Below are 22,150 nucleotides of genomic sequence, written 5' to 3' on the forward strand. Positions count from 1 at the left end.
TCCCGCCTCGAATGGCCGGCTGTCAGAGCATGCAGCTGACGCAGCCCTCGACCTCGGTGCCCTCCAGCGCGAGCTGGCGCAGGCGGATGTAGTAGATCGTCTTGATGCCCTTCCTCCACGCGTAGATCTGTGCGCGGTTCAGGTCACGGGTGGTGGCCGTGTCCTTGAAGAACAGCGTCAGGGACAGGCCCTGGTCCACGTGCTGCGTCGCCGCGGCGTACGTGTCGATGATCTTCTCGTAGCCGATCTCGTACGCGTCCTCGTAGTACTCGAGGTTCTCGTTGGTGAGGTACGGCGCCGGGTAGTACACGCGGCCGAGCTTGCCCTCCTTGCGGATCTCGATCTTCGAGGCCACCGGGTGGATCGAGGAGGTCGAGTTGTTGATGTAGGAGATCGAGCCCGTCGGCGGGACGGCCTGCAGGTTGCGGTTGAAGATGCCGTACTCCATGACGGAGGCCTTCAGCTCACGCCAGTCGTCCTGCGTGGGCAGGGCGATCCCGGCCTCGGCGAACAGCTCGGCGACGCGCTCGGTGGCGGGCGCCCACTCCTGGTCCGTGTACTTGTCGAAGAACTCCCCCGAGGCGTACTTCGAGTCCTCGAACCCGCCGAACCGCTGGCCGGTCTCGATCGCGATCCGGTTCGAGGCCCGCAGCGCGTGGAACAGCACCGCGTAGAAGTACATGTTCGTGAAGTCGATGCCCTCCTCCGAGCCGTAGTGGACGCGCTCGCGCGCCAGGTAGCCGTGGAGGTTCATCTGCCCCAGGCCGATGGCGTGGGAGGCCGCGTTGCCCTTGGCGATGGACGGCACCGACTGGATGTCGGACATGACCGACACGGCCGTCAGCGCACGGATCGCGGTCTCCACGGACCGGCCGAAGTCCGGCGAGTCCATGGTCTTGGCGATGTTCATCGAGCCGAGGTTGCACGAGATGTCCTGGCCCACGTGGGCGTAGCTCAGGTCCTCGTTGTACTCGGAGGCCTCGGAGACCTGCAGGATCTCGGAGCACAGGTTGGACATGGTGATGCGGCCCTTGATCGGGTTCGCGGCGTTCACGGTGTCCTCGAACACGACGTACGGGTAGCCGGACTCGAACTGGATCTCGGCGATGGTCTGGAAGAACTCACGCGCGCTGATCTTGGTCTTCTTGATCCGCGCGTCGTCGACCATCTCGTAGTACTTCTCGGTCACGGAGATCTCGGAGAACGGCACCCCGTAGACGCGCTCGACGTCGTACGGCGAGAACAGGTACATGTCCTCGTTCTTCTTCGCCAGCTGGAACGTGATGTCCGGGATCACGACGCCGAGGGAGAGGGTCTTGATGCGGATCTTCTCGTCCGCGTTCTCGCGCTTGGTGTCGAGGAAGCGGTGGATGTCCGGGTGGTGCGCGTTGAGGTACACCGCGCCGGCGCCCTGGCGCGCGCCGAGCTGGTTGGCGTAGGAGAAGGAGTCCTCGAGGAGCTTCATCACGGGGATGACGCCGGAGGACTGGTTCTCGATCTGCTTGATGGGCGCGCCGTGCTCGCGGATGTTGGTCAGCGAGAGGGCCACCCCGCCGCCGCGCTTGGACAGCTGCAGGGCGGAGTTGATGCCGCGGGCGATCGACTCCATGTTGTCCTCGATGCGCAGCAGGAAGCAGGAGACGAGCTCGCCGCGCTGCTTCTTGCCCGAGTTGAGGAACGTGGGGGTGGCTGGCTGGAAGCGGCCGGCGATCATCTCGTCCACCAGATGGGTGGCCAGCTCCTGGTCGCCCCGGGCCAGGTGGAGGGCGACGACGGCGACGCGGTCCTCGTAGCGCTCGAGGTAGCGCTTGCCGTCGAAGGTCTTCAGGGCGTACGAGGTGTAGAACTTGAACGCGCCGAGGAAGGTCGGGAAGCGGAACTTGGCCTTGTAGGCACGATCGAACAGGCCCCGGATGAACTCGAAGGGGTACTGCTCGAACGTCTCGGTCTCGTAGTAGTCGTTCTTCTGCAGGTAGTCGAGCTTCTCCTCCAGGTCGTGGAAGAACACCGTGTTGGTGTTGACGTGCTGCAGGAAGTACTGGCGCGCGGCCGCGTGGTCGGCCTCGAACTGGATGCGACCGTCGGCGCCGTAGAGGTTCAGCATGGCGTTGAGCTCGTGATAGCCGAGGTTCTGCCACTCGGCGGGCATGTTCTTCGCCTGGCGGATGAGGTCCGCCTCGGTGGGTGCGGTGGTGGTCATGTCCACAGTCCTTCCAGGCCGCCGCGGACGCGTTCGACGTCGTCGGGCGTGCCCATCAGCTCGAATTTGTACATGAGAGGCACCTGGCACTTGCGGGAGATGATGTAGCCGGCCAGGCAGTAGCCCTCATGGAAGTTGGTGTTCCCGGACGCGATCACGCCCCGAATCCAGTGACGGTTCTCCGGGACGTTGAGGAACTTGATCACCTGCTTAGGGACCGCGCCCGGCCCGCTGCCCCCGCCGTAGGTGGGGGTCATCAGGACGTACGGGGCGGTGGCCCCGAGGGTGGGCTCCCGGGTGATCAACGGCAGTCGAGCCACCCGGTCCTCGGGCAGCTCGAGCTTCTCGACGAAGCGGTGCGTGTAGTTGGAGGCGGAGGAGAAGTAGATCAGTCCCGCGTCGGTGGGGACGAGCCCCTGCGCCTCGGCCGAGCGGATGTGGCTCGGGTCCGCGGCGACGGTCATGTCGACTCCGGTCAGGCCACCGATGCCGCGGCGGACTCGGCGAGCTCGGCGATCTTGTCCGGGCGGAAGCCGGACCAGGAGTCGGTCTCGGTGACGACGACGGGGGCCTGCATGAAGCCGAGGGCACGGACGCGCTCGAGGGCGGCGGGGTCCTGGGACATGTCCACGACCTCGTAGGCGATGCCCTTCTTGTCCAGTGCACGGTAGGTGGCGTTGCACTGCACGCAGGCCGGCTTGGTGTACACGGTGACGGTCATGGCGATCCCTGTTCCTTCGTGGTCTCTGGTGGTCTGCGGGTGTCGGCGCGGCGCCCGCGAGGTGAATCACGGGGCGTGCCGAACATCTGCGTCGATACTACATCTAGTGATCACAGCCGGGAACCATCCCTACATGTAGTAGTCACACCGCTGTAGTTACGTATCCCCACCCTCTGCCCATCCTGTCCACACCCTGCTGTGCGAGACGATCCGCGCGGACATGCGGGACACGCCGGGACCGAGGTCGACTGTCCACAGCCGGTGGAGATCTCGGGGCCGGGTTCCCACAGCCGGAAAGTCGGGTTCGCCACGTCCGCGAGCGGCGTGTCCGGCCCCCGCGGACCACTACATGTAGGAGCCCGCCGCCGGCCGGCGTCGGAATACCCCGTCACCACCGGGGGTTGCCCCGGCATGAGCACCTCCCCCACCGTCACCCGCAATGACGCCGAGTCCCGCTACGAGCTCCACGACGGCGGCACACTGCTCGCCGTCCTCGACTTCCGGGACAACGGCGCGGCCGTCTCCCTGAACCGCGCGTTCACCATCCCGGTGCACCGCGGCCGGGGCCACGCCGCCGCGCTGACCGCGGGCGCCGTCGAGGACATCGCGACGAACGGCGGCCCCGCAGGGGGCCGCCGCATCGTGCCGATGTGCTGGTACGTCGCCCAGTGGTTCGACGAGCACCCGGAGAAGAGCGCGCTGCTCGCGCCCCACTGACCGGCGCGGTCAGGCCGCGACGCGGTGCCGGCGCACCACGGCCAGGACGCCCGCGGCCAGCACCGCGACGGCGACGGGCCACGCCGCCGGACCACGCCCGGTCTCGACCGTGTCCGGCACCGTGTGCTCGCCGTCGGCCGGATCCGCAGGGGTCTCGGGCTCCGCCGGCGAGGTGGGAGTGTCGGGATCGGCCGGCTGGCCCGGAGCGTCGTCGAACGGGCCGGCCACGGGGAAGGTCACGAACCCCGGGATCCGCCCGTTCTCCCAGTCGTAGAGGTCCACGCGGGGATCGCCGAACCGCACGGTCACCGTCCGCGTCGTCGTCACGCCGTCCCTCGTGGCCCGCAGGGTGACGGTGTCGGATCCGGTGAAGCCCTCGGGCGCCTGGTACACGTAGCCGCGCGGCCCGCCGGTCTCCTCCTCCGTCACCTCGACGACCCGACCCTCGGCCGGGCCCGCGACGAGCGTCAGCGGCGCCGCCTCATCGCCCGTGTACGAGGAGATGAACACGTGTCGCTCCCCCGGCGCCGCGAGCAGGGTGGTGTCCCAGGCGGTGGGGAGCATGTGGAAGCCGAGCTCATGACGCTGGTCGGCGCGCAGCGGCTCGCCCGGGTCAGCGTCGGTGAGGTCGGCGTCCGGACCGTAGGTGAGGGCGGCCACCTCGCCGCCCAGGACGTAGAGGGTGTAGACGACGGGACCGGTCCCCGACTCGCCCAGGCTCCGCCGGGCCGCGGCGACGTCGAAGTCACCGCGCTCCAACTCGTCGTCGTACGTGAACGGGACCTCGGTCTCGGCGCCGCGGGCCTCCCCCTCCAGCACCGGAGCCACCGTCAGGCGGACGTCGGACTCGTCCACCTCGAACTCGGTGCCGAAGGAGGCACCGGTCTCACCCTCCGCGCCGGCCACGAGGAAGGATCCGCCGGGCAGGCCGTGCTCGGCGGTCCATCCAGCGGGGTGGGCGGGTGAGGCGAGGGCAGGGGTCGCCCCCAGGCCGGTGAGAAGGACGCCGGCGCCCAGGGCGGCGGCAAGGCGGGTCGGTCGGGCGGTGCGCATCGTGCTCCTCCAGGGGTGCGGTGCTGCGACGGGCCGAAGGGTTCTCCGGCTCGGACGCCCGAGGTCGACCGGATGCCGCACTCGCCGCGTCGGCACGAATCTACGCCGCACGGACGTGAGGCGGGTCACCATCCGGTGACGAAGCGCTATCGACTCGGTCACGGCGACGCGCGATGCGGATCGGGCCGCCCGGCCGGCCGGTGTGTCAGCGGGATGCGCTGGGCGAGGGGCTTGCCCCGGAGGAGGGGCGCGGGGTGGCCTGCGCCGTGTCGGCCGGGCTGGGCGACGGGCTCGCCGATGCGGTGTCCCGCCCCCGCTGGTCCTCGGCGTCCCGGCCGGACGCGCTGGCGGAGCCCGACGCGCTGGAGGAACTGGGCGAGCTCGACGACGGCAGCACCGGCTTCTGGGTGGCGCGGAAGTTGCGCACCCGCTGCAGCGGCTCCGGGACGAAGTCCGAGGGGACGGAGCCGCCGTCGGCGCCGGTGCCCTCGATCTTGATGGGGCCGGTGAACCCGGACGGTTCCGCCGTGCGCGCCCCGCTCGACCCGATCACGCCCATCTCCGCGAGCGTCGCGGCCAAGCTCTCCAGCTCCTTGCGGTGGCCCTCGACCACGCTGGAGGCCAGCTCCTTCGCCGCGTCGTCCGAGCCGTCCTCCGCCTCCGTGGCGGAGATCGTCAGCGCGCCCTGATAGAGGCGGCGCATCTGGAGCAGGTAGATCCGTCCTGCCTCCTCCGGCTCGGCGGCGGCCAGCACGTTCTTCTCCCGGTCGGACAGGAGTCCGGCGCGCAGCTCGTCGCCCACGATCTCCGCCGGCTCCGCGTCCTCCGTGGACTCGGGCTGCGCAGACGGGGTCGCCTCGGCACCCGCACCGCGCACGTCATCCGAGGGGACGCCCCAGCCCTCGAGCATCGACTCGAGCCGGCCCGCCCGCTCCTCGTGCTCGGACTTCATCCGTTCGGCGGTGGCCCGGATCTCCTGGTCCACGCCGTCCTTGCCCAGCACCTGATCGGACTGCTGGATCGCGTCGCGGTGGTTGCGCAGCAGCAGACCCGCGAACTGGATGTCCGCCGCGAGCGGGTCGGCGGACGTCTGGCTGGGGCTGGCCAGCACGCCCTCCAGGTAGGTGTTCCCCGCCTCCGTGCCACCGGTCTGTCCGGGCTCCTCGGCGACGCTGCAGCCGCCGGTGGCCAGGGTGATGCTCAGGAGCGCCCCTCCGACGGCCACGCTCCAGCGGCGGGGGTGCACGCGGGCGGGGGCGATGTCGGCTCGGCTCATGGGCGCAGGTCCTCTCGGCGGTCGTCACCCGGTCACGGGGTCAATGGCGGTCCGACGCGGTCGGCCGCCCCGGCCTCCCCAGGGTACCCCTCCGGCCTCCCTGCCCCGGGGTCACCGCGGCCTCAGGCGACGCGGGTGGCCTGCACCACCCAGTTGTTGAAGGCGTTCCCGGCCATCCCGGTGCCCGGCACGAGGTCGCACGTGATCAGCGTGACCTTCGCGTCGTCGCCCCCGGGCTCCCAGGCCCAGCGGTGCGACGGATCCTGGGTGAGCGCCTCCTTCTCCACCGAGACCGCGTCCGCGTCCGCCTCGAAGGCGGCCTGCGTGCCGTCGTCGTATGTCACCACGACGACGGCACCCGCGCGCACGTCGCCCAGGTTCCAGAACACGTCCCGCACGCCGTGGTAGACGACGTGCCCGGCCAGGACCCCCGCGTACCGGGACCGCTCCCCCGGCGTGGTGCCCCACTGCGGCGGGCCGTACCAGCCGACCGTCTGTGGCTCCGGGTCCAGGTCGCCGCCCTCATCCAACTGCGTGAGGTCGATCCCCGCTCCGACGATCTGCTCGCCGTCCTGGTGGACGTCCACGTGCACGGGCGTCGCCGTGACCTCGTCCCACGGGGCGGCGGGGCCGGAGGGTCATGGGGTGCTCCTCTGGCGGGGACGGGGCATCGGGCGGGGCCCGGGTGAATGCCGTTCATTTAGAGTGTCGGCGCTCACTGTACGGGCCGCGCGCCGGGAAGGGAAGGCTGGTCCGTAGCCGGCCTGACACCTCCTGCCCGTCCGACGGGTCAGAATGGCCGGATGGACGAGACCACTGAACCGCCCCGGGCGCGCCGCCGCCGCGGACGACCTCTCTCCCCCGCTCTGAGCCGCGAAGCGATCGCGGACGCGGCGCTCGCGGTCGCCCGCACCGAGGGATACGAAGGGCTCACCATGGCGGCGGTCGGCCGTCGCCTGGGCGTGGCGCCGAGCGCGCTCTACAACCACATCAGCGGCAAGCATGAGCTGCTCGTCCTGCTGCAGGACGCCGTGATGGGCGAGGTCTCGCTCGTCGAGCTGGAAGCCGCGATCCGGGGCGAGGTGCCCGTCGTCGCCGCCCTGCGGGCGTGGGCGCGCTCCTACCGCGACGTCTTCGCGGCCCATCCGCCGCTGATCCCGCTCATCGCGACCCTGCCGATCGAGGGAGCCCCGTCGACGCAGCGGGTCTACGAGACGGTGTGCGCGGTGCTGGCCCGGACCGGTCTGGCGCCGGAGCAGGTGCTGGCCCGGGTGATCGCGCTCGAGTCGTTCATCTACGGGTCTGCGTACGACGTCGACGCTCCGGCCGACATCTTCGAGGTGGCGGGGGCGCAGGAGCGCCTGCCCGCGCTTGGCGCGGCCGCCGAGGCCTTCCGGGCGGGCGGGGGCACGCGCGCGACGGGGGCGCGGAACCCCTATGCGGACGCACCCTTCGAGGAGGGACTGGACCTGCTGCTCGCGGGCCTCGGCGACTGACCCGCGGACTGCCGGCCACGTGTCAGGCCGGCACGGACGCGCCGCCCCTGTGTGTGAGAGGGGCGGCGCGTCGACGGATCTGTGCGCGGCGGATTTTCAGTCGGTCAGGCCCAGACGACGGCGGGCCGCGACCAGCACCCCCGCGGCGGCGGCGCCGAGGCCGGCCAGCCACCAGCCGGTGGACTGCCCCGTCTCGACGGTGTCCGGGGTCGTGTGCTGCTCGTCGGCGTCGTCCTCGACCGGAGCGGGCTGCTCCTCCTCGTCCTCCGGAGCCGGGGCGGCCTCGTCGCCCCGGAACGCGGCGAGCGCCGCGGCGGTGTCCGGGTCGGTCAGGTCGAGCGGCTTCCCGTTGAGGACGCCGTCCTCGGCATCGAGGAAGCCGTCGTACGCGGCGGGGATCTCCTCGCCGACGTGCACGGTGACGGTCTGGACATGGGCGACGTGATCGCTGTGGAAGTCGACGGTGAAGGTGTCCGTGCCGACGAAGCCCTCGTCGGGGATGTACCAGGCACGGAGCTCGGAGTGCTCCGAGTCACGGAACGCGAAGACCTCACCGTGGGCCGGCTCGGCCACGACCGCCGCGTAGGTGTTCTCCATCGTCGGCGCGGCGACCAGGTGGACGATCTCGGCGCCCGCCACCCCGGGTGCCAACTGCATGGCCGAGTCCCAGGCCAGGGGCCGGTCCCCGAGGTGGGCCATCTGCGGGCCGTCGACAGAGTGCACGGCCGCCCCCTGATCGTCGGCGAGGTCGGTGTCCGCCTGGAGCGTGATGCCCATGTTCAGCATCTGCCCGTCGGCCACGACGTCGTACCGCACCAGGCCTGCACCGGCCGCGCCGAGCGCGCGGCGGGTCTCCAGGACGTCCACCGCACCGCCGTCGATGACGTCCAGGGCGGTGAACTCGACCTCCTGGCCGCCCTCCAGGCGGGTGCCGTCCTCGGCCACCGGGGTGAGCGTGAGCGTGAGGTCCTCCGGGTCGTAGCCGTCGTAGGTCTGGAAGAGGGCGGTGGTGACGTTCTCGTGGTCGACGGCCTGGAAGTAGCCGGCCTGGGGGCCGTGGGCGTCGTCCCAGGCGGCGGCGGGGCCGGCGAGGGCGACGGTGGTGACGAGGCCGGCGGCGGCGACGGCGACGGGCAGGTGACGGAGGGAGGGACGACGGGTACGGATGACGGACATGGCAGCTCCTCACTGAGTCGGCCGGACAGGGCCGGCGGCCCCCGCCTCTGCAGCACCGGTGTTCCGGGCTCCACGGGTGGGGACGCCTCGAGTCTGTCCGCCGAGAGCCTGCCATGAAAGAGCTATGCGACGTCGATGCGTGATCGACACTGGACCGCAACCCGGCCGTGACCGGTGGTTCTCGACGGCGAGCTGGCCGTCACGACGACGAAGGCCCGGTCCGCACGGACCGGGCCTTCTGACTGGTGGAGGTAAGGGGATTCGAACCCCTGACCTTCTGCATGCCATGCAGACGCGCTACCAACTGCGCCATACCCCCAGGTGGGTGGTGACTCCGTTTCCGGCGGACCGGCCGGAGCACCTGAACAGAATACCCGGCCTGCGGCAACCGCGCAAACCGGCCGGGCGGCGTCGATGGACCGCCGCGACGCCACGGCCTAGCGTGCAGGAGACGCCCCCATGCCCCCCCCCCGCCAGCCCAGGAGGTCCTGCATGTCCCGCACTGACGCACCGATCCGCACCGCCCTGATCGGCTATGGGTTCGCCGGGAAGACGTTCCACGTCCCCCTGCTCCACGCCACGGAGGGACTCGCTCTCACCCATGTCGTCTCGAGCCGCCCGGACGCGGTGCACGCGGATCTGCCGGACGTCGTCGTGGTGCCCGACGTGGACGCGCTCCTGGCGTGGCACGACGTGGACCTCGTGGTGATCGCCGCCCCGAACGACCAGCACACGCCGCTCGCGCGCGCCGCCCTCAGGGCGGGCAGGCACGTGGTGGTGGACAAGCCGTTCACGCTGAGTCTCGCCGAGGCGCGGGAGCTGCGCGACCTCGCGGCCGAGACGGGGCGGGTGCTGCGGGTGTTCCAGAACCGCCGCTTCGACAGCGACTTCCTGGGCATCGCCGAGCTCGTCCGCTCCGGCCGGCTCGGAGACGTCGTCCACCTCGAGTCCCGGATCGACCGCTTCCGCCCGACCGTCCGGAGCCGCTGGCGGGAAGCCTCGGTGCCCGGGGGCGGCATCTGGTTCGACCTCGGACCGCACCTGGTCGACCAGGCGCTCCTGCTCTTCGGCGTCCCCGAACGCGTGGACGCCGACCTCGCGGCCCTGCGTCCGGGCGCCCCGGTCGAGGACTGGGCGCACTGCGTGCTGCAGTATCCGGGCCGGCGCGTGGTCCTGCAGGCGTCGATGCTCGTGGCCGGCGGCAGCCCGCGCTTCGCGGTCCACGGCACGCGTGGCACCGCGGTGAAGGAACTGCCGGATCAGCAGGAGGCGCAGCTGCGCGCGGGTCTGCTCCCCGGCGCCGAGGGCTGGGGCGTCGACCCGGACCCGATCCTCCTGCACGACGGGGAGGGGAACACCGAGCGCGTCCCCGCGCCCACCGGAGCCCAGCAGCGGTCCTACACGGGTGTGCGCGACGCGATCCTGGGCCGCCCGAACGGTGACGCCGCCACCCCCGACCAGGCCGTCGCCGTGATGGCGGTGCTCGAGGCCGCCGTCGCCTCGGCGCGGGAGGGCCGTGCGGTGGAACCCGCACTCACGGCGGTCGAGCGCGCCGCGTACCCCGGCGTGTCCCCCGCACCGACCGCGGCGGAGCGACATCACCGCAGTGCCGCAGCGCGGTGATGTCGCAGGGCGGCGGTCGCCGCCCGGGCCCGCACGGGAGCCCGACGACGACGAAGGCCCGGTCCGTACGGACCGGGCCTCCTGACTGGTGGAGGTAAGGGGATTCGAACCCCTGACCTTCTGCATGCCATGCAGACGCGCTACCAACTGCGCCATACCCCCAGATGTGTGCGTCACCCGCGATGTTCACGCGCCGTTTCCGGGCCGTTCGCCTCGCTGGCAACTCGACCAGCGTACACGGTCCCCGCGCGGGCGCCAAATCGGCGTCCGGGCCGAGGCGCGCTCAGATGCCGTAGCCCTCGAGGGTCCAGTCGCCCCAGCCCTCGGCCCCGGTGTCGGCAGTGAACGCGCCCTGCAACACGGCGGCGCGGGCGTTGCCGATCCGCGCCATCGCCGCGAAGGCCTCGCCCTCGTGACGCAGGAGCAACCCCGTGGCCGCGCGGATCAGCGCACCGTGGGCCACGGCGAGCAGGGTGTGGGCGCCACCGTCGCGGGGGGTGTCCGCCCAGTGCGGGGGCACGTGTCCGCGCAGCGCACGCAGGGCCCGCTCGCCGCCCCCGCGCAGGGTCTCCCCGCCGACGGGACCGGCGTCGAGCGCCGGCTCGGCCCGCCAGAGGCGGTGCTCGTCCGGCCAGCGTTCCGCGATGGCACTGAGCTCCAGGCCCTCCCACTCTCCCCCGGCCAGCTCCATCAGCTCCGGGTCGACGGCCACGGGCGCCGCGCCCACCCGGGCCTCGAGCACGATCTCGGCCGTGCGGCGCGCCCGGGCCAGCGGGGAGCACACGGCCACGAGCTCCTCCGCGTCCTCGAGCAGATCGCCCACGGGCCCACCGGCGGCGCGGCGGGCCTGGCGCTCCCCCTCGGCGTTCAGCTCGATGTCCGTGTGCCCCTGGTAGCGGTCCAGGACGTTCCAGTCGGTCTCGCCGTGACGCAGCAGGATCAGGCGCATCTCCCGGCCCGCTCAGGAGGCGTGCGAGGCGGAGGCGCCGTCGTCCTGGGTGGCCGCGTCCGGTCGGGTGCTCTCCTCCGGCAGGCCGAGGTCGATCGCCGGGGTGTCCTTCCACAGGCGGTCCAGCGCGTAGAACTCGCGGTCCTCGCGATGCTGGACGTGCACCACGAAGTGTCCGTAGTCGAGCAGCACCCAGTGGCCGTCGGACCGGCCCTCGCGACGCAACGGCTTGAGCTGCTCGTCCTTCAACAGCGCCTCCTCGACGCCGTCGACGATCGCGTTGACCTGACGCTCCGAGGCGCCGGAGGCGATCAGGAAGGCGTCGGTCAGGCCGAGCCGCTCGGCGACGTCGAACGCGACGATGTGCGTGCCGAGCTTGTCCGCGGCGGCGGCCGCGGCGGTGGTGAGGGCGTCCAGGGTGGTCTGGGGAACGGTCACGAGGTCTCCTCTTCCGAGACGTAGAGGTGGTGCTTGGCGATGTATTGGACGACGCCGTCCGGGACGAGATACCAGACGGGCCGGCCCCGGCGGACGCGCTCCCGGCAGTCCGTGGAGGAGATCGCCATGGCGGGGATCTCCATCAGGGAGACGTCGGCGCCCAGGCCCATGTCCGAGAGGTCGTGGCCGGGACGGGTGACACCGACGAAGTGCGCCAGGTCCCAGAGTTCGTCCACGTCCTTCCACGTGAGGATCTGGCCCATGGCGTCCGCGCCGGTGATGAAGAACAGCTCGGCGTCCGGGTGCAGGCGGCGCAGGTCCCGCAGCGTGTCCACGGTGTAGGTGGCGCCGGGGCGGTCGATGTCCACCCGGGAGACGGTGAACCGGGGGTTGGAGGCGGTGGCCACCACGGTCATGAGGTAGCGGTCCTCGGCCGGGGAGACCTGCCGGTCCGACTTCTGCCACGGCTGACCCGTGGGGACGAAGATGACCTCGTCCAGCGCGAACTCGGCGGCCACCTCAGAGGCGGCCACGAGGTGCCCGTGGTGGATCGGGTCGAAGGTGCCGCCCATGATGCCGAGGCGACGACGGCGCACGCCCCCGGCGGTGGGCTCGGGGACGGGGGTGCGGGAGGCGACGGTCATGCGCACAGGAGACGAACGGACGGCCCGCCGCGTCGCCCCCGGCGGAGGCGGCGACGCGGCGGGCCGGTGAGACGTCAGTGACCGGAGGTGTGCGAGCCGCGGCCGGTGCCGTGGTGCTGGACCGCGGTGGTGGGCTCGGGCAGGCGCAGCGCGCGGGAGCGCATGGACATGGTGGCGGCCAGGGCGGCCATCAGCAGCGCGAAGACGAGCAGGCCGTACCAGATGGGGTCCATCGGCAGCTCGTTGACGACGTGGTGGCCCTCGGCGGCGGCCAGGATCAGGGAGGTGTTCAGCATGGATGCTCCTCGGTGCAGCGGGTCAGACGGCCGGGCCGGGGCCGGGCCGAAGGGGTCCTGGTGTCCATCGTAGCCCGGCTCAGCGGCGGATCTGCCCGTCGCCGCACAGGATCCACTTGGTGGTCGTGAGCTCCTCCAGGCCCATGGGCCCGCGGGCGTGCATCTTCTGGGTGGAGATGCCCACTTCGGCGCCGAGGCCGAGCTCGCCGCCGTCGGTGAAGCGCGTGGACGCGTTCACGATGACGGCCGCGGCGTCCACCTCGGTGATGAACCGCTCGGCCGCGGCCAGGTCGTTCGTGACGATGGCCTCGGTGTGGCCCGTGGACCACCGGCCGATGTGCTCGATCGCCTGGTCGAGGGAGTCCACGACGCGCACGGCCATCTCCATGTCCAGGTACTCGGTGCCCCAGTCCTCCTCCGTGGCGTCCACGGCGTCCCGGGCGTGGTCGCCGCGGTCGGCGAGCGTGGGCAGCCAGGCCCGCGCGGCCTCGTCCACGTGCAGCAGCACGCCGGCACGGGTGAGGGCGCGCAGCACTTCGCGGCCCGCCTCCTCCGCGTCCCGGTGGAGCAGCAGGGTCTCGGCCGCATTGCACACGGAGGTGCGGTGGGTCTTCGAGTTCAGCGCGATGTCCACCGCCATCTGCTTGGGTGCGGAGGCGTCCACATACAGATGCACGTTGCCCTCACCCGTCTCGATCACGGGCACCCGGGCCTCACGGACCACGCGCTGGATCAGCTCACGGCCGCCGCGCGGGACGAGGACGTCCACGGCGCCACGGGCGGCCATCAGCGCGGCGACGCCGGGACGTCCGAGATCGTCGATGCCCTGGATGATGTTGGGGTCGAAGCCCTGATCCACGAGCGCCTCGCGGAGCACCTGGATCAGGACCGCGTTGGTGGACTCCGCGGCCGAGCCGCCGCGCAGGATCACGCCGTTGCCCGACTTCAGGGCGATGCCGGCGATGTCCACCGTGACGTTCGGACGGGCCTCGTACACGGCGCCCACGACGCCCAGGGGCACCCGCACCTGGCTCATCCGCACACCGTTGGGCAGCGGACCGCCGCGGACCACGGTGCCCACGGGGTCCGGCAGGCCGGCCAGGGTCTCCAGGGCGAGGGCCAGCGCCTCGACGCGCGCCTCGTCCAGCTTGAGGCGGTCCAGCAGGGCCGCCGAGGTGCCGGCCTCGCGGCCGCGGCCGCGGTCCTCGCGGTTGGCCGTGATGATCGCGGCCGCGTTGGCGCGCAGGGCCTCGGCCATGTGGCGCAGGACGGCGTCCTTGCGGGCGCGGCCGGCGGTGGCCAGCTCGGGCACGGCCTGACGCGCCCACTCGGCCCGCTGGCGGACGGCCTCCTCGACCTCGGGCGTCGGCGCCTCGGCGTCCTGGCGGCCGGACTGATCCTGGGGTGCGGTGCTCTCGGTGGTCTGCATGCCGCCAGCCTATCGAGCGCCCCGGACGAGGCACGAGGCCCGGTCCGTCGACTCGGCCGGAGCCCGTGCCGGTCAGCGCTGCGGCGGAGCCAGGCGCACCCAGTCGTCGGCGTGCACGACGACGCCGTCGTAGCCCGCGCCGAGGTCCTCGCGGAGGTCGGCGGTCGTCCGCCCGAGCATGGCGGGCAGCTGCGACGAGGAGTACTGCACGAGGCCGCGCGCCCGCACCCGGCCGTGCGCGTCCACGATCTCGACGACGTCGCCCGGCGTGAAGTCGCCCGTGCAGCCGGTGATGCCCGCGGCCAGCAGGGAGCGGCCGCGGTCGATCGCCCCGGCCACCGCGCCATCGTCGATGACGAGCCGGCCCCGGACCTCCGCCGTGAGGCCGAGCCACGCCGCGCGTGCGGACCGGCGGCGGCCGGTGGCGGAGAACCACGTGCCCACGTCCTGCCCCGCGAACGCGGCGCCCGCGTTCGCGGCCGAGGTGAGCAGGGTCGGGATGCCGGTGGTGGCCGCGATGCCGGCCGCGTCCACCTTGGTCACCATGCCGCCCGTGCCCACGCCCGCGGAACCGGGCACACGCACGTCGACGCCGGCCAGATCGTCGTCCGAGGCGACCTCCGGGATGCGCCGCGCGTCCGGGTGGGAGGGGTGGCCCGTGTAGAGGGCGTCCACGTCCGAGAGCAGGACCAGCAGGTCCGCCTTGCAGAGGTTGGCGGTGAGGGCCGCGAGGCGGTCGTTGTCGCCGAAGCGGATCTCGCGCGTGGCCACGGCGTCGTTCTCGTTCACGATCGGCATCACGTCGAGCGTGAGCAGCCGCGACAGGGCGCGGTGCGCGTTCGTGTACTGGGTGCGCCGCATGAGCTCCTCGGCGGTCAGGAGCACCTGGGCCACCTCGGTGTCGTGCCGGCCGAAGCTCGTGGTGTAGTGCGCCATGAGCTTGCTCTGGCCGACCGCCGCCGAGGCCTGCTGGGTGGCGGTGTCCTTGGGGCGTCGGCCCAGCCCGAGGTGGGGGAAGCCGGCCGCGACGGCACCGGAGGACACGAGCACCACCTGGGTGCCCTTCTGCCGCTCGGCGGCGAGGACGTCCACGAGCCGGTCGATGGCCGCCACGTCCAGGCCGTCCGGGGTGGTCAACGAGGACGAGCCGATCTTCACGACCACTCGGCGTGCGGCCTGCATCGTCTCCCGCGAGGTCACGGGGTTGGCCTGCGGGTCCTCAGAGCCGCGCGTGGCGGGGGTCGGATAGCGGGTGACGACGGTGCGCCGCACGGACATGGATCATCCCTCTCGATCGTCGGTGTCGGTCCACAGGCCGGAGCGTCGCTCGGCCTCCATCTCGGCCCGGGTCGCCGCACGGGCGGCCCGGCGGGCATCCTGCTCGGCGCGCTTCTCCGCGCGGGTCGCGCGGGTGCGCTCGTCGAGCCGCAGGTCGGTGCCACGGGGCCCGGCGAGCAGCTCGGCTCCCGCGGACAGCGTGGGCTCCCAGTCGAAGACGACGCCCGTGACGTCGTCGCCGATCACGACGGCGTCGCCCGGCCTCGCACCGGCCTTGAACAGGCCGTCCTCGACGCCGGCCCGCTGGAGCCGGTCCGCAAGGTAGCCGATCGCCTCGTCGTTCTGGAAGTCCGTCTGGGCGACCCACCGCTCGGGCTTCTCGCCGCGCACGCGGAACAGCGGCTCGAGGTTGCGCTCCTCGCGGCGGATCGTGAATTCGGCCCGCTCGCCACGGCGGCGATGCCGGCGCGGCACCTCGACGGGCGCGGCCGGCGCGGGCTCGACCACCCGGGAACGGGCCTCCGCCACGAGCTCGGCCATGGCGTACTTGAGGGCGTCCAGGCCCTCGCGGGCCAGCGCGGAGATGTCGAAGACCCGTAGGCCACGGCCCTCGAGCTCGTCGCGGACCATGTCCGCCATCGCGGCGCCGTCGGGCAGGTCGGTCTTGTTCAGGGCGATGAGGCGGGGCCGCTCGTTCAGCGGTACGACGCCCTCCCCGCCCTGGGAGAAGACGGGCTCCACCGCGTAGGCCTCGAGCTCGGCCTCGATGGCCTCGAAGTCGGCGATCGGGTCGCGGTCGGACTCGAGGCTGCCGCAGTCGAGGACGTGCACGAGCGCGGCGCAGCGCTCGACGTGGCGCAGGAACTCCAGGCCGAGGCCGCGGCCCTCCGAGGCACCGGGGATCAGGCCCGGGACGTCGGCCACGGTGAAGCGCACGTCGCCGGCCTGCACGACCCCGAGGTTGGGCACGAGCGTGGTGAACGGGTAGTCCGCGATCTTGGGACGGGCCGCAGACAGGGCAGCGATGAGGGAGGACTTGCCGGCCGAGGGGAAGCCCACGAGCGCGACGTCCGCCACGGTCTTGATCTCGAGCGTCAGGTCCCGGCTCTCCCCCGGCAGGCCGAGCAGCGCGAAGCCGGGCGCCTTGCGCTTCACGGAGGCCAGAGCCGCGTTGCCGAGGCCGCCCTGACCGCCGGCGGCGGCGACGTAGGTCGCGCCCTCCCCCACGAGATCGGCCACGATGTTGCCCTGCTCATCCTTGACCACCGTGCCGTCCGGCACGGGCAGCACGAGCGACTGGCCGTTCTTGCCCTCGCGGTGGTCGCCCATGCCCGGCTGGCCGTTCTCAGCGGACCGGTGCGGGGCGTGGTGGTAGTCCAGCAGCGTGGTGGTCTGCGAGTCCACCACGAGGGTGATGTCGCCGCCGTCGCCCCCGTCGCCGCCGTCGGGGCCACCCAGGGGCTTGAACTTCTCGCGATGCACGGAGACGCACCCGTGCCCGCCGTTGCCGGCGGTGAGGTGGAGGACCACGCGGTCCACGAAGGCTGCCATGGGAGTGCTCCTAGGGGCTGGAGGGATCGGACTCAGACGGCCCAGGGGCCGGAGACGCCGACGGCGGGGGCGGGTCCGGTGGATGCCGGGCCCGCCCCCGCCGGGGCGTCAGGGGGTGCGGGTGTCCTCGCCGGGCGAGGGTCCGCACGCAGACCGCACGAGTGTCAGATCACTCCGCGGCGGGGACGATGTCCACGACCTTGCGGCCGCGGCGCTGGCCGAAGGCCACGGAGCCCGCGGACAGCGCGAAGAGGGTGTCGTCCTTGCCGCGGCCGACGTTGCGGCCCGGGTGGAACTTGGTGCCACGCTGGCGGACGATGATCTCGCCGGCGTTGACGTCCTCGCCGCCGTAGCGCTTGACGCCGAGGTACTGCGGGTTCGAGTCGCGGCCGTTCTTCGAGGAACTGCCGGCCTTCTTATGTGCCATTGCTGTTGCCTAACCTCTCGGATGCTCGGTTTCGCCGGTGCCGGTGACGGCTCAGGCGATCCCGGTGATCTTGACCGTGGACAGCTCAGAGCGGTGGCCCTGGCGCTTCTTGTAGCCGGTCTTGTTCTTGTACTTCATGATGACGACCTTCTTGCCACGGGAGTGGGAGACGACCTCGGCGGTCACCTTCACACCGGCGGCATCGGCGCCAGCCTTGACCTCGTCCCCGTCCACCAGCATCAGAGCGGGCAGCTCGACGGAGCCACCGGTCTCAGCGGGAACGCGGTCAAGGGTAACGAGGTCTCCGACGGAAACCTTCTCCTGGCGGCCGCCAGCGCGGACAATCGCGTACACCACTTGGGACTCACTTCTCTCGACGTTTCAATGGATCAGATCGGGTTCTGCTCGCCCGCACCTCGACCGCGGCTGCGTCCGGGTCCGGCGGTCCCTCACCGGGACATGCGGGAGCGTGCGGGCGGTGAACACCGATTGTCCAGCATACTCGCTGCCGGGCATCCGGACCAAACAGAGGCGTGTCGGCGCGTCGCCGCCGCCCGGGGCAGGCCCGGGGCGGCGGCACCGACGACGGTCAGCGGCCGCGACGGGCCAGGTCGGCGGCCTTCACGCCGACGCCGAGCATCACCGGGGCGGCACCCTGCGGCTCGGCGGGGGTGGACGCCTCGGCCACGGCCGCCGTGAAGCGGCCGCCCTGGGCGCCGCCGGGCGCGGCCTGGACCTGGACGTGGACGCCGTCGGACGACACGGCACGACGCGAGCGCCGGCGCGGCGATCCGGGCGCCGGGGCCGCCTGGGCCTCGGTCGGGGCGTCCGCGGCGGACGCCTGGTCCGCGTCCGCCGTGGGCTCCGCCGTCGGCTCGGTCGCCGCAGGCTCCACCATCACGGCCTCCTCGACGGCGGCCGGGGCGGCGGGCTGCTCGTGGACCTCGGTGGCGTCCGTGGACTCCTCGGGCGAGGGCTCGGTGGCCTCCACCGGAGCCGCGTCCGTGCGGTCGGCCGTCCGCTCGGCGGACGCGTCCGCACCGGCGGCCGGACGGACGACGCCGTCGCTCGAGGCCCGGCGGGACCGGCGGCGCCGGGGCGCCAGGGCATCCTCGGCGGGCACGGGCGCCGAGGCATCCTCGACCGGCTCCGATGCGTCCTCCGCGGGCGCGGCCGCCGAGGACTCGGCGTCCGCGGCGTCGTGCCGCGACGGCGTCGCGCGCTCCGCGCCCTGGTCCTCGGCGTCGGTCTCGGTCGAGGCCGCGTCGCCGTCCCGCCGGGACCGCCCACGGCCACCCCGACGACGCCGGGACCGGCGGGGACGGTCGTCCTGCGCGTCCGCGTCCTCCGGGGACTCGGCCTCGGCGTCGGCCTCCGCCTCCGCGACGGCGGCCACGGCCTCCTCGGCCTGCACGACCGGGTCCTGGTGCTCGGGGGCCGCGGCGGCGGCCGGCTCGGCCGCCTCCTCCTCGGTCTGACGGGTCTGACCGGCGGACTCGGCGGGGCCGTCGTCGTGCGACCGCGCGGCATCCTCGGAGCCGGCATCCTCGGCGCCGGTGTCCCCCGACTCCTCAGCGCGGCCCCGGCTGCGCCGGCGGCCCCGACGGCGCCGGCGACGCGGCGTCTCCTCCTCGTCCGCCGCGGCCGGCTCCCCGGCCTCCGCGGGCCCGGTCGACGCGGCCTCGACGGCCTCGGCCACTGAGTCCTCGGCGGCGTCCGCCGCCTGCTCGGCGGGGGCGGGCTCCTGCGCGGGGGTCTCGTCCTCGGCCACCTTGCCGGAGGCCTTCGCGATCGAGTGCAGGGCGACCCGGGCGGCCTCGGCCCGCTCACGGCGCTGCCGCTCGTCCTCGGAGTCGGCGTGCTCGGCGCCCGTCGTCGTGGCCGCGGCGGCGTGGGCGTGCTCGCCCTCGCCGTTGCCCCGGCGCCGGCGACGACGGCGGCCCTCCGCCTCGCCGCGCTGCTCACCGCCGGAGCGGCCCCGCTCGACGGGGGTGTCCTTGATGATGATGCCGCGGCCGGCGCAGTGCTCGCAGGTCTCCGAGAACACCTCCACGAGCCCGGTGCCCATGCGCTTGCGCGTCATCTGGACCAGGCCGAGCGAGGTCACCTCGGCGACCTGGTGCTTCGTGCGGTCCCGGCCCAGGCACTCCACGAGACGCCGCAGCACGAGGTCGCGGTTGGCCTCGAGCACCATGTCGATGAAGTCGATGACGATGATGCCGCCGATGTCCCGCAGGCGCAGCTGCCGGACGATCTCCTCGGCAGCCTCGAGGTTGTTCTTGGTGACGGTCTCCTCGAGGTTGCCGCCGGAGCCCGTGAACTTGCCGGTGTTCACGTCCACCACGGTCATGGCCTCGGTGCGGTCGATCACGAGCGAGCCGCCGGAGGGCAGGTACACCTTGCGCTCGAGCGCCTTGTGGAGCTGCTCGTCCACGCGGTGGGTGGCGTACAGGTCCTCGCCGTCGTGGTCCTCCGGCACCCAGTGGTGCAACCGGTCCAGCAGGTGCGGGGCCACGTAGGTCACGTAGGCCTCGATGTTGTCCCACGTGGCCTCGCCCTGCACGAGCATGGCGGAGAAGTCCTCGTTGAAGACGTCGCGGACCGTCTTGATGGTCAGGTCCGGCTCGGCGTAGAGCAGCTCGGGGGCGAGCACCTTGGTGCCGGACGCCTTCTCCTGGATGCCCTCCCACTGGGCGCGCAGACGGTTGATGTCGTTCTGCAGCTCCTGCTCGGAGGTGCCCTCGGCCGCGGTGCGCACGATCACGCCGGCGTCCTGCGGCAGGTGGTCCTTGAGGATCTTCTTCAGACGCGAGCGCTCCACGTCCGGCAGCTTGCGGGAGATGCCGGTCATCGAGCCTCCCGGCACGTACACGAGGTAGCGGCCGGGCAGGGAGACCTGGCTGGTCAGACGGGCGCCCTTGTGGCCCACCGGGTCCTTGGTGACCTGGACGAGCACGGTGTCGCCGGACTTGAGCGCGTTCTCGATCTTCCTCGGCTTGCCGTCCAGCTGGGCGGCGTCCCAGTTGACCTCGCCCGCGTAGAGCACGGCGTTGCGTCCGCGGCCGATGTCCACGAACGCGGCCTCCATGGACGGCAGCACGTTCTGGACCTTGCCCAGATACACGTTGCCGATCATCGAGTCCTGCGTGGTGTGCGAGACGAAGTGCTCGGCCAGCACGCCGTCCTCGAGCACGGCGATCTGGATGCGCTGGTCGCGCTGGCGCACCAGCATCTTGCGGTCCACGGCCTCGCGGCGGGCCAGGAACTCGGCCTCGGTGATCACGGTGCGGCGACGCCCGCCCGAGCGGGAGTCGCGGCGGCGCTGGCGCTTCGCCTCGAGCCGGGTGGAGCCCTTGACGCTCTGGACGGTGTCCGAGGCGGTGCCGACGGCCTGGCGCGGCGCGCGCACGCGGGTGACGGTGTGCTCGGGATCGCCGGCCTCGCCGCCGTCGAGCTCCATGTCCACCTCGCCGCGGCGGCGTCGGCGGCGCCGCCGGGAGACCACGGCGCCCTCGGCCCGGTCCTCGGACTCTCCGGCGTCCTCGTCCTCGGAGCGCTGCCGGGACGTGGTCTCGGTGCGCAGGACCTCGATCAGGTTCGCCGGCACGGCGAACGGGTCGGTCGGGTCGACCTGCAGCGTCGGCGCGCTCGGCTCCTCGGCCGGGTCCGCGGCGTCGTCGGACGCGGCGGTCCGCTCCGGCTCCGCCCCGTCGGCGGTGTCCGCCGCGGTCTGCGTCACGGCCTGCTCGGCCGTCTCTTCCACGCGTTCGTCTGCGCGGGTCGTGTCCTCGTTGTTGGCCGCCATGGCAGCACCTCCCGCCGACCGACGACGCCACACTCGCCGCCGCCCGGCGTGTCCGCGTCCGCCGCCGGCCGCGTTGCCCCGGGCGCCGTGCGCCACGGGTGCGCCGGGAGGCGGACTCCGAGAAGTCATCGGGTGGACCGCGTCGACCGTCAGGGCCCGGCGCGGAACCGCTGCGCCCTCGAGATCGGGGCCTGGGCGTCACGTGCCGTCCGCCGGCCGGCGCACGGACGCACACGGGCGAGGCCCGGCGTCCACCTCCCGCACGATGCTCGACGCGGGGGCGCCTCGGCGGCGGCCCGACGTCGGGCGCGCAGCGGGCTGCCCCGCGGTGTGGCCACGGGACGGCCAGGGCCGATTCTCTCACATCCGCCCCGGGCACGCGCCTAGAATCGTGTCCATGCCTGCGACCCCGCTGACGGACGACATCCGCCTCTCCCCCGCCGACGACATCCCCGCCGAGGAGGCCCGGCTCACCTGGTACGCCCGGCCCGCGGGCACGGCGGCGCTGCTCCTGATCACCTCGCTCGTGGCGCTGACGGCCACCATCATCATCATCGTCGAGCGCGCCCTCCTCACCGCGGACCCGACGCACCGCACGTCCTGCGACCTCAACCCGTGGGTGTCCTGCGGCCAGGTGATGCAGTCGTGGCAGGCCCACACCTTCGGCTTCCCGAACACGTACATCGGCGTGGTCGCGTTCTCCGTGCTCATCACCGTGGGGATGTCCCTGCTCGCCGGCGCCCGCTTCGCCCGCTGGTACTGGCTGCTGATGAACGCGGGGATCCTGGCGGGCTTCGCGTTCTGCGTGTGGCTCTGGTACTCGGCCGTCTACAGCATCGGCACGCTCTGCCTCTACTGCATGATCGTGTGGGCCATGGTCATCGCCCAGCTCGTGCTCGTGACGTCCCGGAACCTGCAGACCGGCACGCTGCCGGCCCCGGCCGGTCTCGTCCGCCTCGCCCGGGAGCTGGCCTGGCCCGTGATCGTGCTCCTCTACGTCCTGGTGTTCGCCTCGATCCTGCTGGAACTGGGCCTCGGGGTCATCGGGATCGACTGAGCCCGCGCTCCCCC

At 72.6% G+C, this 22,150-nt stretch carries 21 protein-coding genes and 2 tRNA genes; 4 read left to right on the forward strand and 19 right to left on the reverse strand.

Annotation, left to right across the window (positions count from 1 at the left end):
* Positions 1–22: 22 nt before the first annotated feature.
* From nrdE to nrdH, 3 genes are read right to left on the reverse strand one after another with little or no spacing between them, the layout of a single operon-like run.
* The gene (nrdE, locus tag J1M41_RS09735; protein ID WP_061873095.1) at positions 23–2,200 is read right to left on the reverse strand and encodes a class 1b ribonucleoside-diphosphate reductase subunit alpha; all 2,178 of its coding nucleotides are present in this window, start codon (positions 2,198–2,200) and stop codon (positions 23–25) included.
* Positions 2,197–2,664 carry a class Ib ribonucleoside-diphosphate reductase assembly flavoprotein NrdI gene (gene nrdI / locus J1M41_RS09740; RefSeq protein WP_004167610.1) on the reverse strand — a complete coding sequence of 156 codons (468 nt, stop codon included), beginning with the start codon at positions 2,662–2,664 and terminating at the stop codon, positions 2,197–2,199. The genes nrdE and nrdI overlap by 4 nt, the downstream gene beginning before the upstream one ends.
* 11 nt (positions 2,665–2,675) lie before the next feature.
* Positions 2,676–2,921 carry a glutaredoxin-like protein NrdH gene (gene nrdH / locus J1M41_RS09745; RefSeq protein WP_036313172.1) on the reverse strand — a complete coding sequence of 82 codons (246 nt, stop codon included), beginning with the start codon at positions 2,919–2,921 and terminating at the stop codon, positions 2,676–2,678.
* 411 nt (positions 2,922–3,332) lie between these two features.
* Here nrdH and J1M41_RS09750 point away from each other — a divergent pair, with 411 nt between their 5' ends.
* Entirely contained in the window at positions 3,333–3,638 is a 306-nt protein-coding gene (locus tag J1M41_RS09750) for a GNAT family N-acetyltransferase (protein WP_095354181.1), read from the forward strand.
* Positions 3,639–3,647: 9 nt separating this feature from the next.
* Here J1M41_RS09750 and J1M41_RS09755 read toward each other — a convergent pair whose 3' ends face one another.
* From J1M41_RS09755 to J1M41_RS09765, 3 genes are all read right to left on the reverse strand, one after another.
* Positions 3,648–4,691, reverse strand: coding sequence for a hypothetical protein (locus J1M41_RS09755; protein WP_036338930.1), 1,044 nt, complete (start codon positions 4,689–4,691; stop codon positions 3,648–3,650).
* A gap of 205 nt (positions 4,692–4,896) precedes the next feature.
* On the reverse strand, positions 4,897–5,967 hold the full coding sequence (locus J1M41_RS09760) for a DUF305 domain-containing protein (protein ID WP_036338927.1): 1,071 nt from the start codon (positions 5,965–5,967) through the stop codon (positions 4,897–4,899).
* Between the two features lie 122 nt (positions 5,968–6,089).
* Positions 6,090–6,554, reverse strand: coding sequence for a class F sortase (locus tag J1M41_RS09765; protein ID WP_342214097.1), 465 nt, complete (start codon positions 6,552–6,554; stop codon positions 6,090–6,092).
* 216 nt (positions 6,555–6,770) lie between these two features.
* On the opposite strand from J1M41_RS09765, the gene J1M41_RS09770 reads away from it, so the two are divergent.
* Complete coding sequence (locus J1M41_RS09770; RefSeq protein ID WP_036381598.1) at positions 6,771–7,463, forward strand: TetR/AcrR family transcriptional regulator; 693 nt, start codon at positions 6,771–6,773, stop codon at positions 7,461–7,463.
* Between the two features lie 96 nt (positions 7,464–7,559).
* Here the strand turns inward: J1M41_RS09770 and J1M41_RS09775 are convergent, their stop codons facing one another.
* Complete coding sequence (locus J1M41_RS09775) at positions 7,560–8,639, reverse strand: hypothetical protein (RefSeq protein ID WP_098092940.1); 1,080 nt, start codon at positions 8,637–8,639, stop codon at positions 7,560–7,562.
* A 243-nt stretch (positions 8,640–8,882) separates the two neighbouring features.
* Positions 8,883–8,958, reverse strand: a tRNA-Ala gene (locus J1M41_RS09780).
* 173 nt (positions 8,959–9,131) lie between these two features.
* On the opposite strand from J1M41_RS09780, the gene J1M41_RS09785 reads away from it, so the two are divergent.
* Positions 9,132–10,262 carry an oxidoreductase gene (locus J1M41_RS09785; protein ID WP_044659077.1) on the forward strand — a complete coding sequence of 377 codons (1,131 nt, stop codon included), beginning with the start codon at positions 9,132–9,134 and terminating at the stop codon, positions 10,260–10,262.
* Positions 10,263–10,348: 86 nt separating this feature from the next.
* On the opposite strand, the gene J1M41_RS09790 is transcribed toward J1M41_RS09785, so the two are convergent.
* From J1M41_RS09790 to J1M41_RS09840, 11 genes are all read right to left on the reverse strand, one after another.
* Positions 10,349–10,424, reverse strand: a tRNA-Ala gene (locus J1M41_RS09790).
* Between the two features lie 121 nt (positions 10,425–10,545).
* Positions 10,546–11,211: a histidine phosphatase family protein gene (locus J1M41_RS09795; protein WP_069941376.1), complete on the reverse strand. Its 666-nt coding sequence runs from the start codon at positions 11,209–11,211 to the stop codon at positions 10,546–10,548.
* A gap of 12 nt (positions 11,212–11,223) precedes the next feature.
* Positions 11,224–11,649: a ribosome silencing factor gene (gene rsfS / locus J1M41_RS09800; protein ID WP_036316941.1), complete on the reverse strand. Its 426-nt coding sequence runs from the start codon at positions 11,647–11,649 to the stop codon at positions 11,224–11,226.
* Positions 11,646–12,293, reverse strand: coding sequence for a nicotinate-nucleotide adenylyltransferase (nadD, locus tag J1M41_RS09805; protein ID WP_144825544.1), 648 nt, complete (start codon positions 12,291–12,293; stop codon positions 11,646–11,648). The genes rsfS and nadD overlap by 4 nt, the downstream gene beginning before the upstream one ends.
* A gap of 74 nt (positions 12,294–12,367) precedes the next feature.
* Positions 12,368–12,589, reverse strand: a complete 222-nt coding sequence (locus J1M41_RS09810; protein ID WP_010078833.1) for a hypothetical protein — start codon at positions 12,587–12,589, stop codon at positions 12,368–12,370.
* A 79-nt stretch (positions 12,590–12,668) separates the two neighbouring features.
* Entirely contained in the window at positions 12,669–14,018 is a 1,350-nt protein-coding gene (locus tag J1M41_RS09815; RefSeq protein WP_129866979.1) for a glutamate-5-semialdehyde dehydrogenase, read from the reverse strand.
* Positions 14,019–14,090: 72 nt separating this feature from the next.
* Positions 14,091–15,296, reverse strand: coding sequence for a glutamate 5-kinase (gene proB / locus J1M41_RS09820; RefSeq protein ID WP_020622078.1), 1,206 nt, complete (start codon positions 15,294–15,296; stop codon positions 14,091–14,093).
* Positions 15,297–15,299: 3 nt separating this feature from the next.
* Positions 15,300–16,847, reverse strand: a complete 1,548-nt coding sequence (obgE, locus tag J1M41_RS09825; protein WP_020622077.1) for a GTPase ObgE — start codon at positions 16,845–16,847, stop codon at positions 15,300–15,302.
* Positions 16,848–17,016: 169 nt separating this feature from the next.
* On the reverse strand, positions 17,017–17,274 hold the full coding sequence (rpmA, locus tag J1M41_RS09830) for a 50S ribosomal protein L27 (RefSeq protein WP_002853915.1): 258 nt from the start codon (positions 17,272–17,274) through the stop codon (positions 17,017–17,019).
* A 51-nt stretch (positions 17,275–17,325) separates the two neighbouring features.
* Positions 17,326–17,631: a 50S ribosomal protein L21 gene (gene rplU / locus J1M41_RS09835; protein WP_002853919.1), complete on the reverse strand. Its 306-nt coding sequence runs from the start codon at positions 17,629–17,631 to the stop codon at positions 17,326–17,328.
* Between the two features lie 232 nt (positions 17,632–17,863).
* Positions 17,864–21,079: an Rne/Rng family ribonuclease gene (locus J1M41_RS09840; RefSeq protein WP_241247898.1), complete on the reverse strand. Its 3,216-nt coding sequence runs from the start codon at positions 21,077–21,079 to the stop codon at positions 17,864–17,866.
* A 397-nt stretch (positions 21,080–21,476) separates the two neighbouring features.
* Between J1M41_RS09840 and J1M41_RS09845 the strand changes: the two genes are divergently transcribed.
* Positions 21,477–22,136, forward strand: a complete 660-nt coding sequence (locus J1M41_RS09845) for a vitamin K epoxide reductase family protein (protein ID WP_044659082.1) — start codon at positions 21,477–21,479, stop codon at positions 22,134–22,136.
* Positions 22,137–22,150 lie beyond the last annotated feature (14 nt).

It is taken from the genome of Micrococcus sp. KRD096, assembly GCF_017168495.1.
Taxonomy (GTDB): Bacteria; Actinomycetota; Actinomycetes; order Actinomycetales; family Micrococcaceae; genus Micrococcus; species Micrococcus luteus.

Excerpts from the sequence above, each read along its gene's own strand:
- J1M41_RS09785 (WP_044659077.1), top strand. The coding sequence starts at position 9,132 with ATGTCCCGCACTGACGCACCGATCCGCACCGCCCTGATCGGCTATGGG.
- J1M41_RS09760 (WP_036338927.1), bottom strand. The coding sequence starts at position 5,967 with ATGAGCCGAGCCGACATCGCCCCCGCCCGCGTGCACCCCCGCCGCTGG.
- J1M41_RS09810 (WP_010078833.1), bottom strand. The coding sequence starts at position 12,589 with ATGCTGAACACCTCCCTGATCCTGGCCGCCGCCGAGGGCCACCACGTC.
- J1M41_RS09775 (WP_098092940.1), bottom strand. The coding sequence starts at position 8,639 with ATGTCCGTCATCCGTACCCGTCGTCCCTCCCTCCGTCACCTGCCCGTC.
- nadD (WP_144825544.1), bottom strand. The coding sequence starts at position 12,293 with ATGACCGTCGCCTCCCGCACCCCCGTCCCCGAGCCCACCGCCGGGGGC.
- nrdE (WP_061873095.1), bottom strand. The coding sequence starts at position 2,200 with ATGACCACCACCGCACCCACCGAGGCGGACCTCATCCGCCAGGCGAAG.
- nrdH (WP_036313172.1), bottom strand. The coding sequence starts at position 2,921 with ATGACCGTCACCGTGTACACCAAGCCGGCCTGCGTGCAGTGCAACGCC.
- J1M41_RS09815 (WP_129866979.1), bottom strand. The coding sequence starts at position 14,018 with ATGCAGACCACCGAGAGCACCGCACCCCAGGATCAGTCCGGCCGCCAG.
- J1M41_RS09750 (WP_095354181.1), top strand. The coding sequence starts at position 3,333 with ATGAGCACCTCCCCCACCGTCACCCGCAATGACGCCGAGTCCCGCTAC.
- J1M41_RS09795 (WP_069941376.1), bottom strand. The coding sequence starts at position 11,211 with ATGCGCCTGATCCTGCTGCGTCACGGCGAGACCGACTGGAACGTCCTG.
- obgE (WP_020622077.1), bottom strand. The coding sequence starts at position 16,847 with ATGGCAGCCTTCGTGGACCGCGTGGTCCTCCACCTCACCGCCGGCAAC.
- rpmA (WP_002853915.1), bottom strand. The coding sequence starts at position 17,274 with ATGGCACATAAGAAGGCCGGCAGTTCCTCGAAGAACGGCCGCGACTCG.
- nrdI (WP_004167610.1), bottom strand. The coding sequence starts at position 2,664 with ATGACCGTCGCCGCGGACCCGAGCCACATCCGCTCGGCCGAGGCGCAG.
- J1M41_RS09755 (WP_036338930.1), bottom strand. The coding sequence starts at position 4,691 with ATGCGCACCGCCCGACCGACCCGCCTTGCCGCCGCCCTGGGCGCCGGC.
- proB (WP_020622078.1), bottom strand. The coding sequence starts at position 15,296 with ATGTCCGTGCGGCGCACCGTCGTCACCCGCTATCCGACCCCCGCCACG.
- J1M41_RS09770 (WP_036381598.1), top strand. The coding sequence starts at position 6,771 with ATGGACGAGACCACTGAACCGCCCCGGGCGCGCCGCCGCCGCGGACGA.
- J1M41_RS09845 (WP_044659082.1), top strand. The coding sequence starts at position 21,477 with ATGCCTGCGACCCCGCTGACGGACGACATCCGCCTCTCCCCCGCCGAC.
- J1M41_RS09840 (WP_241247898.1), bottom strand. The coding sequence starts at position 21,079 with ATGGCGGCCAACAACGAGGACACGACCCGCGCAGACGAACGCGTGGAA.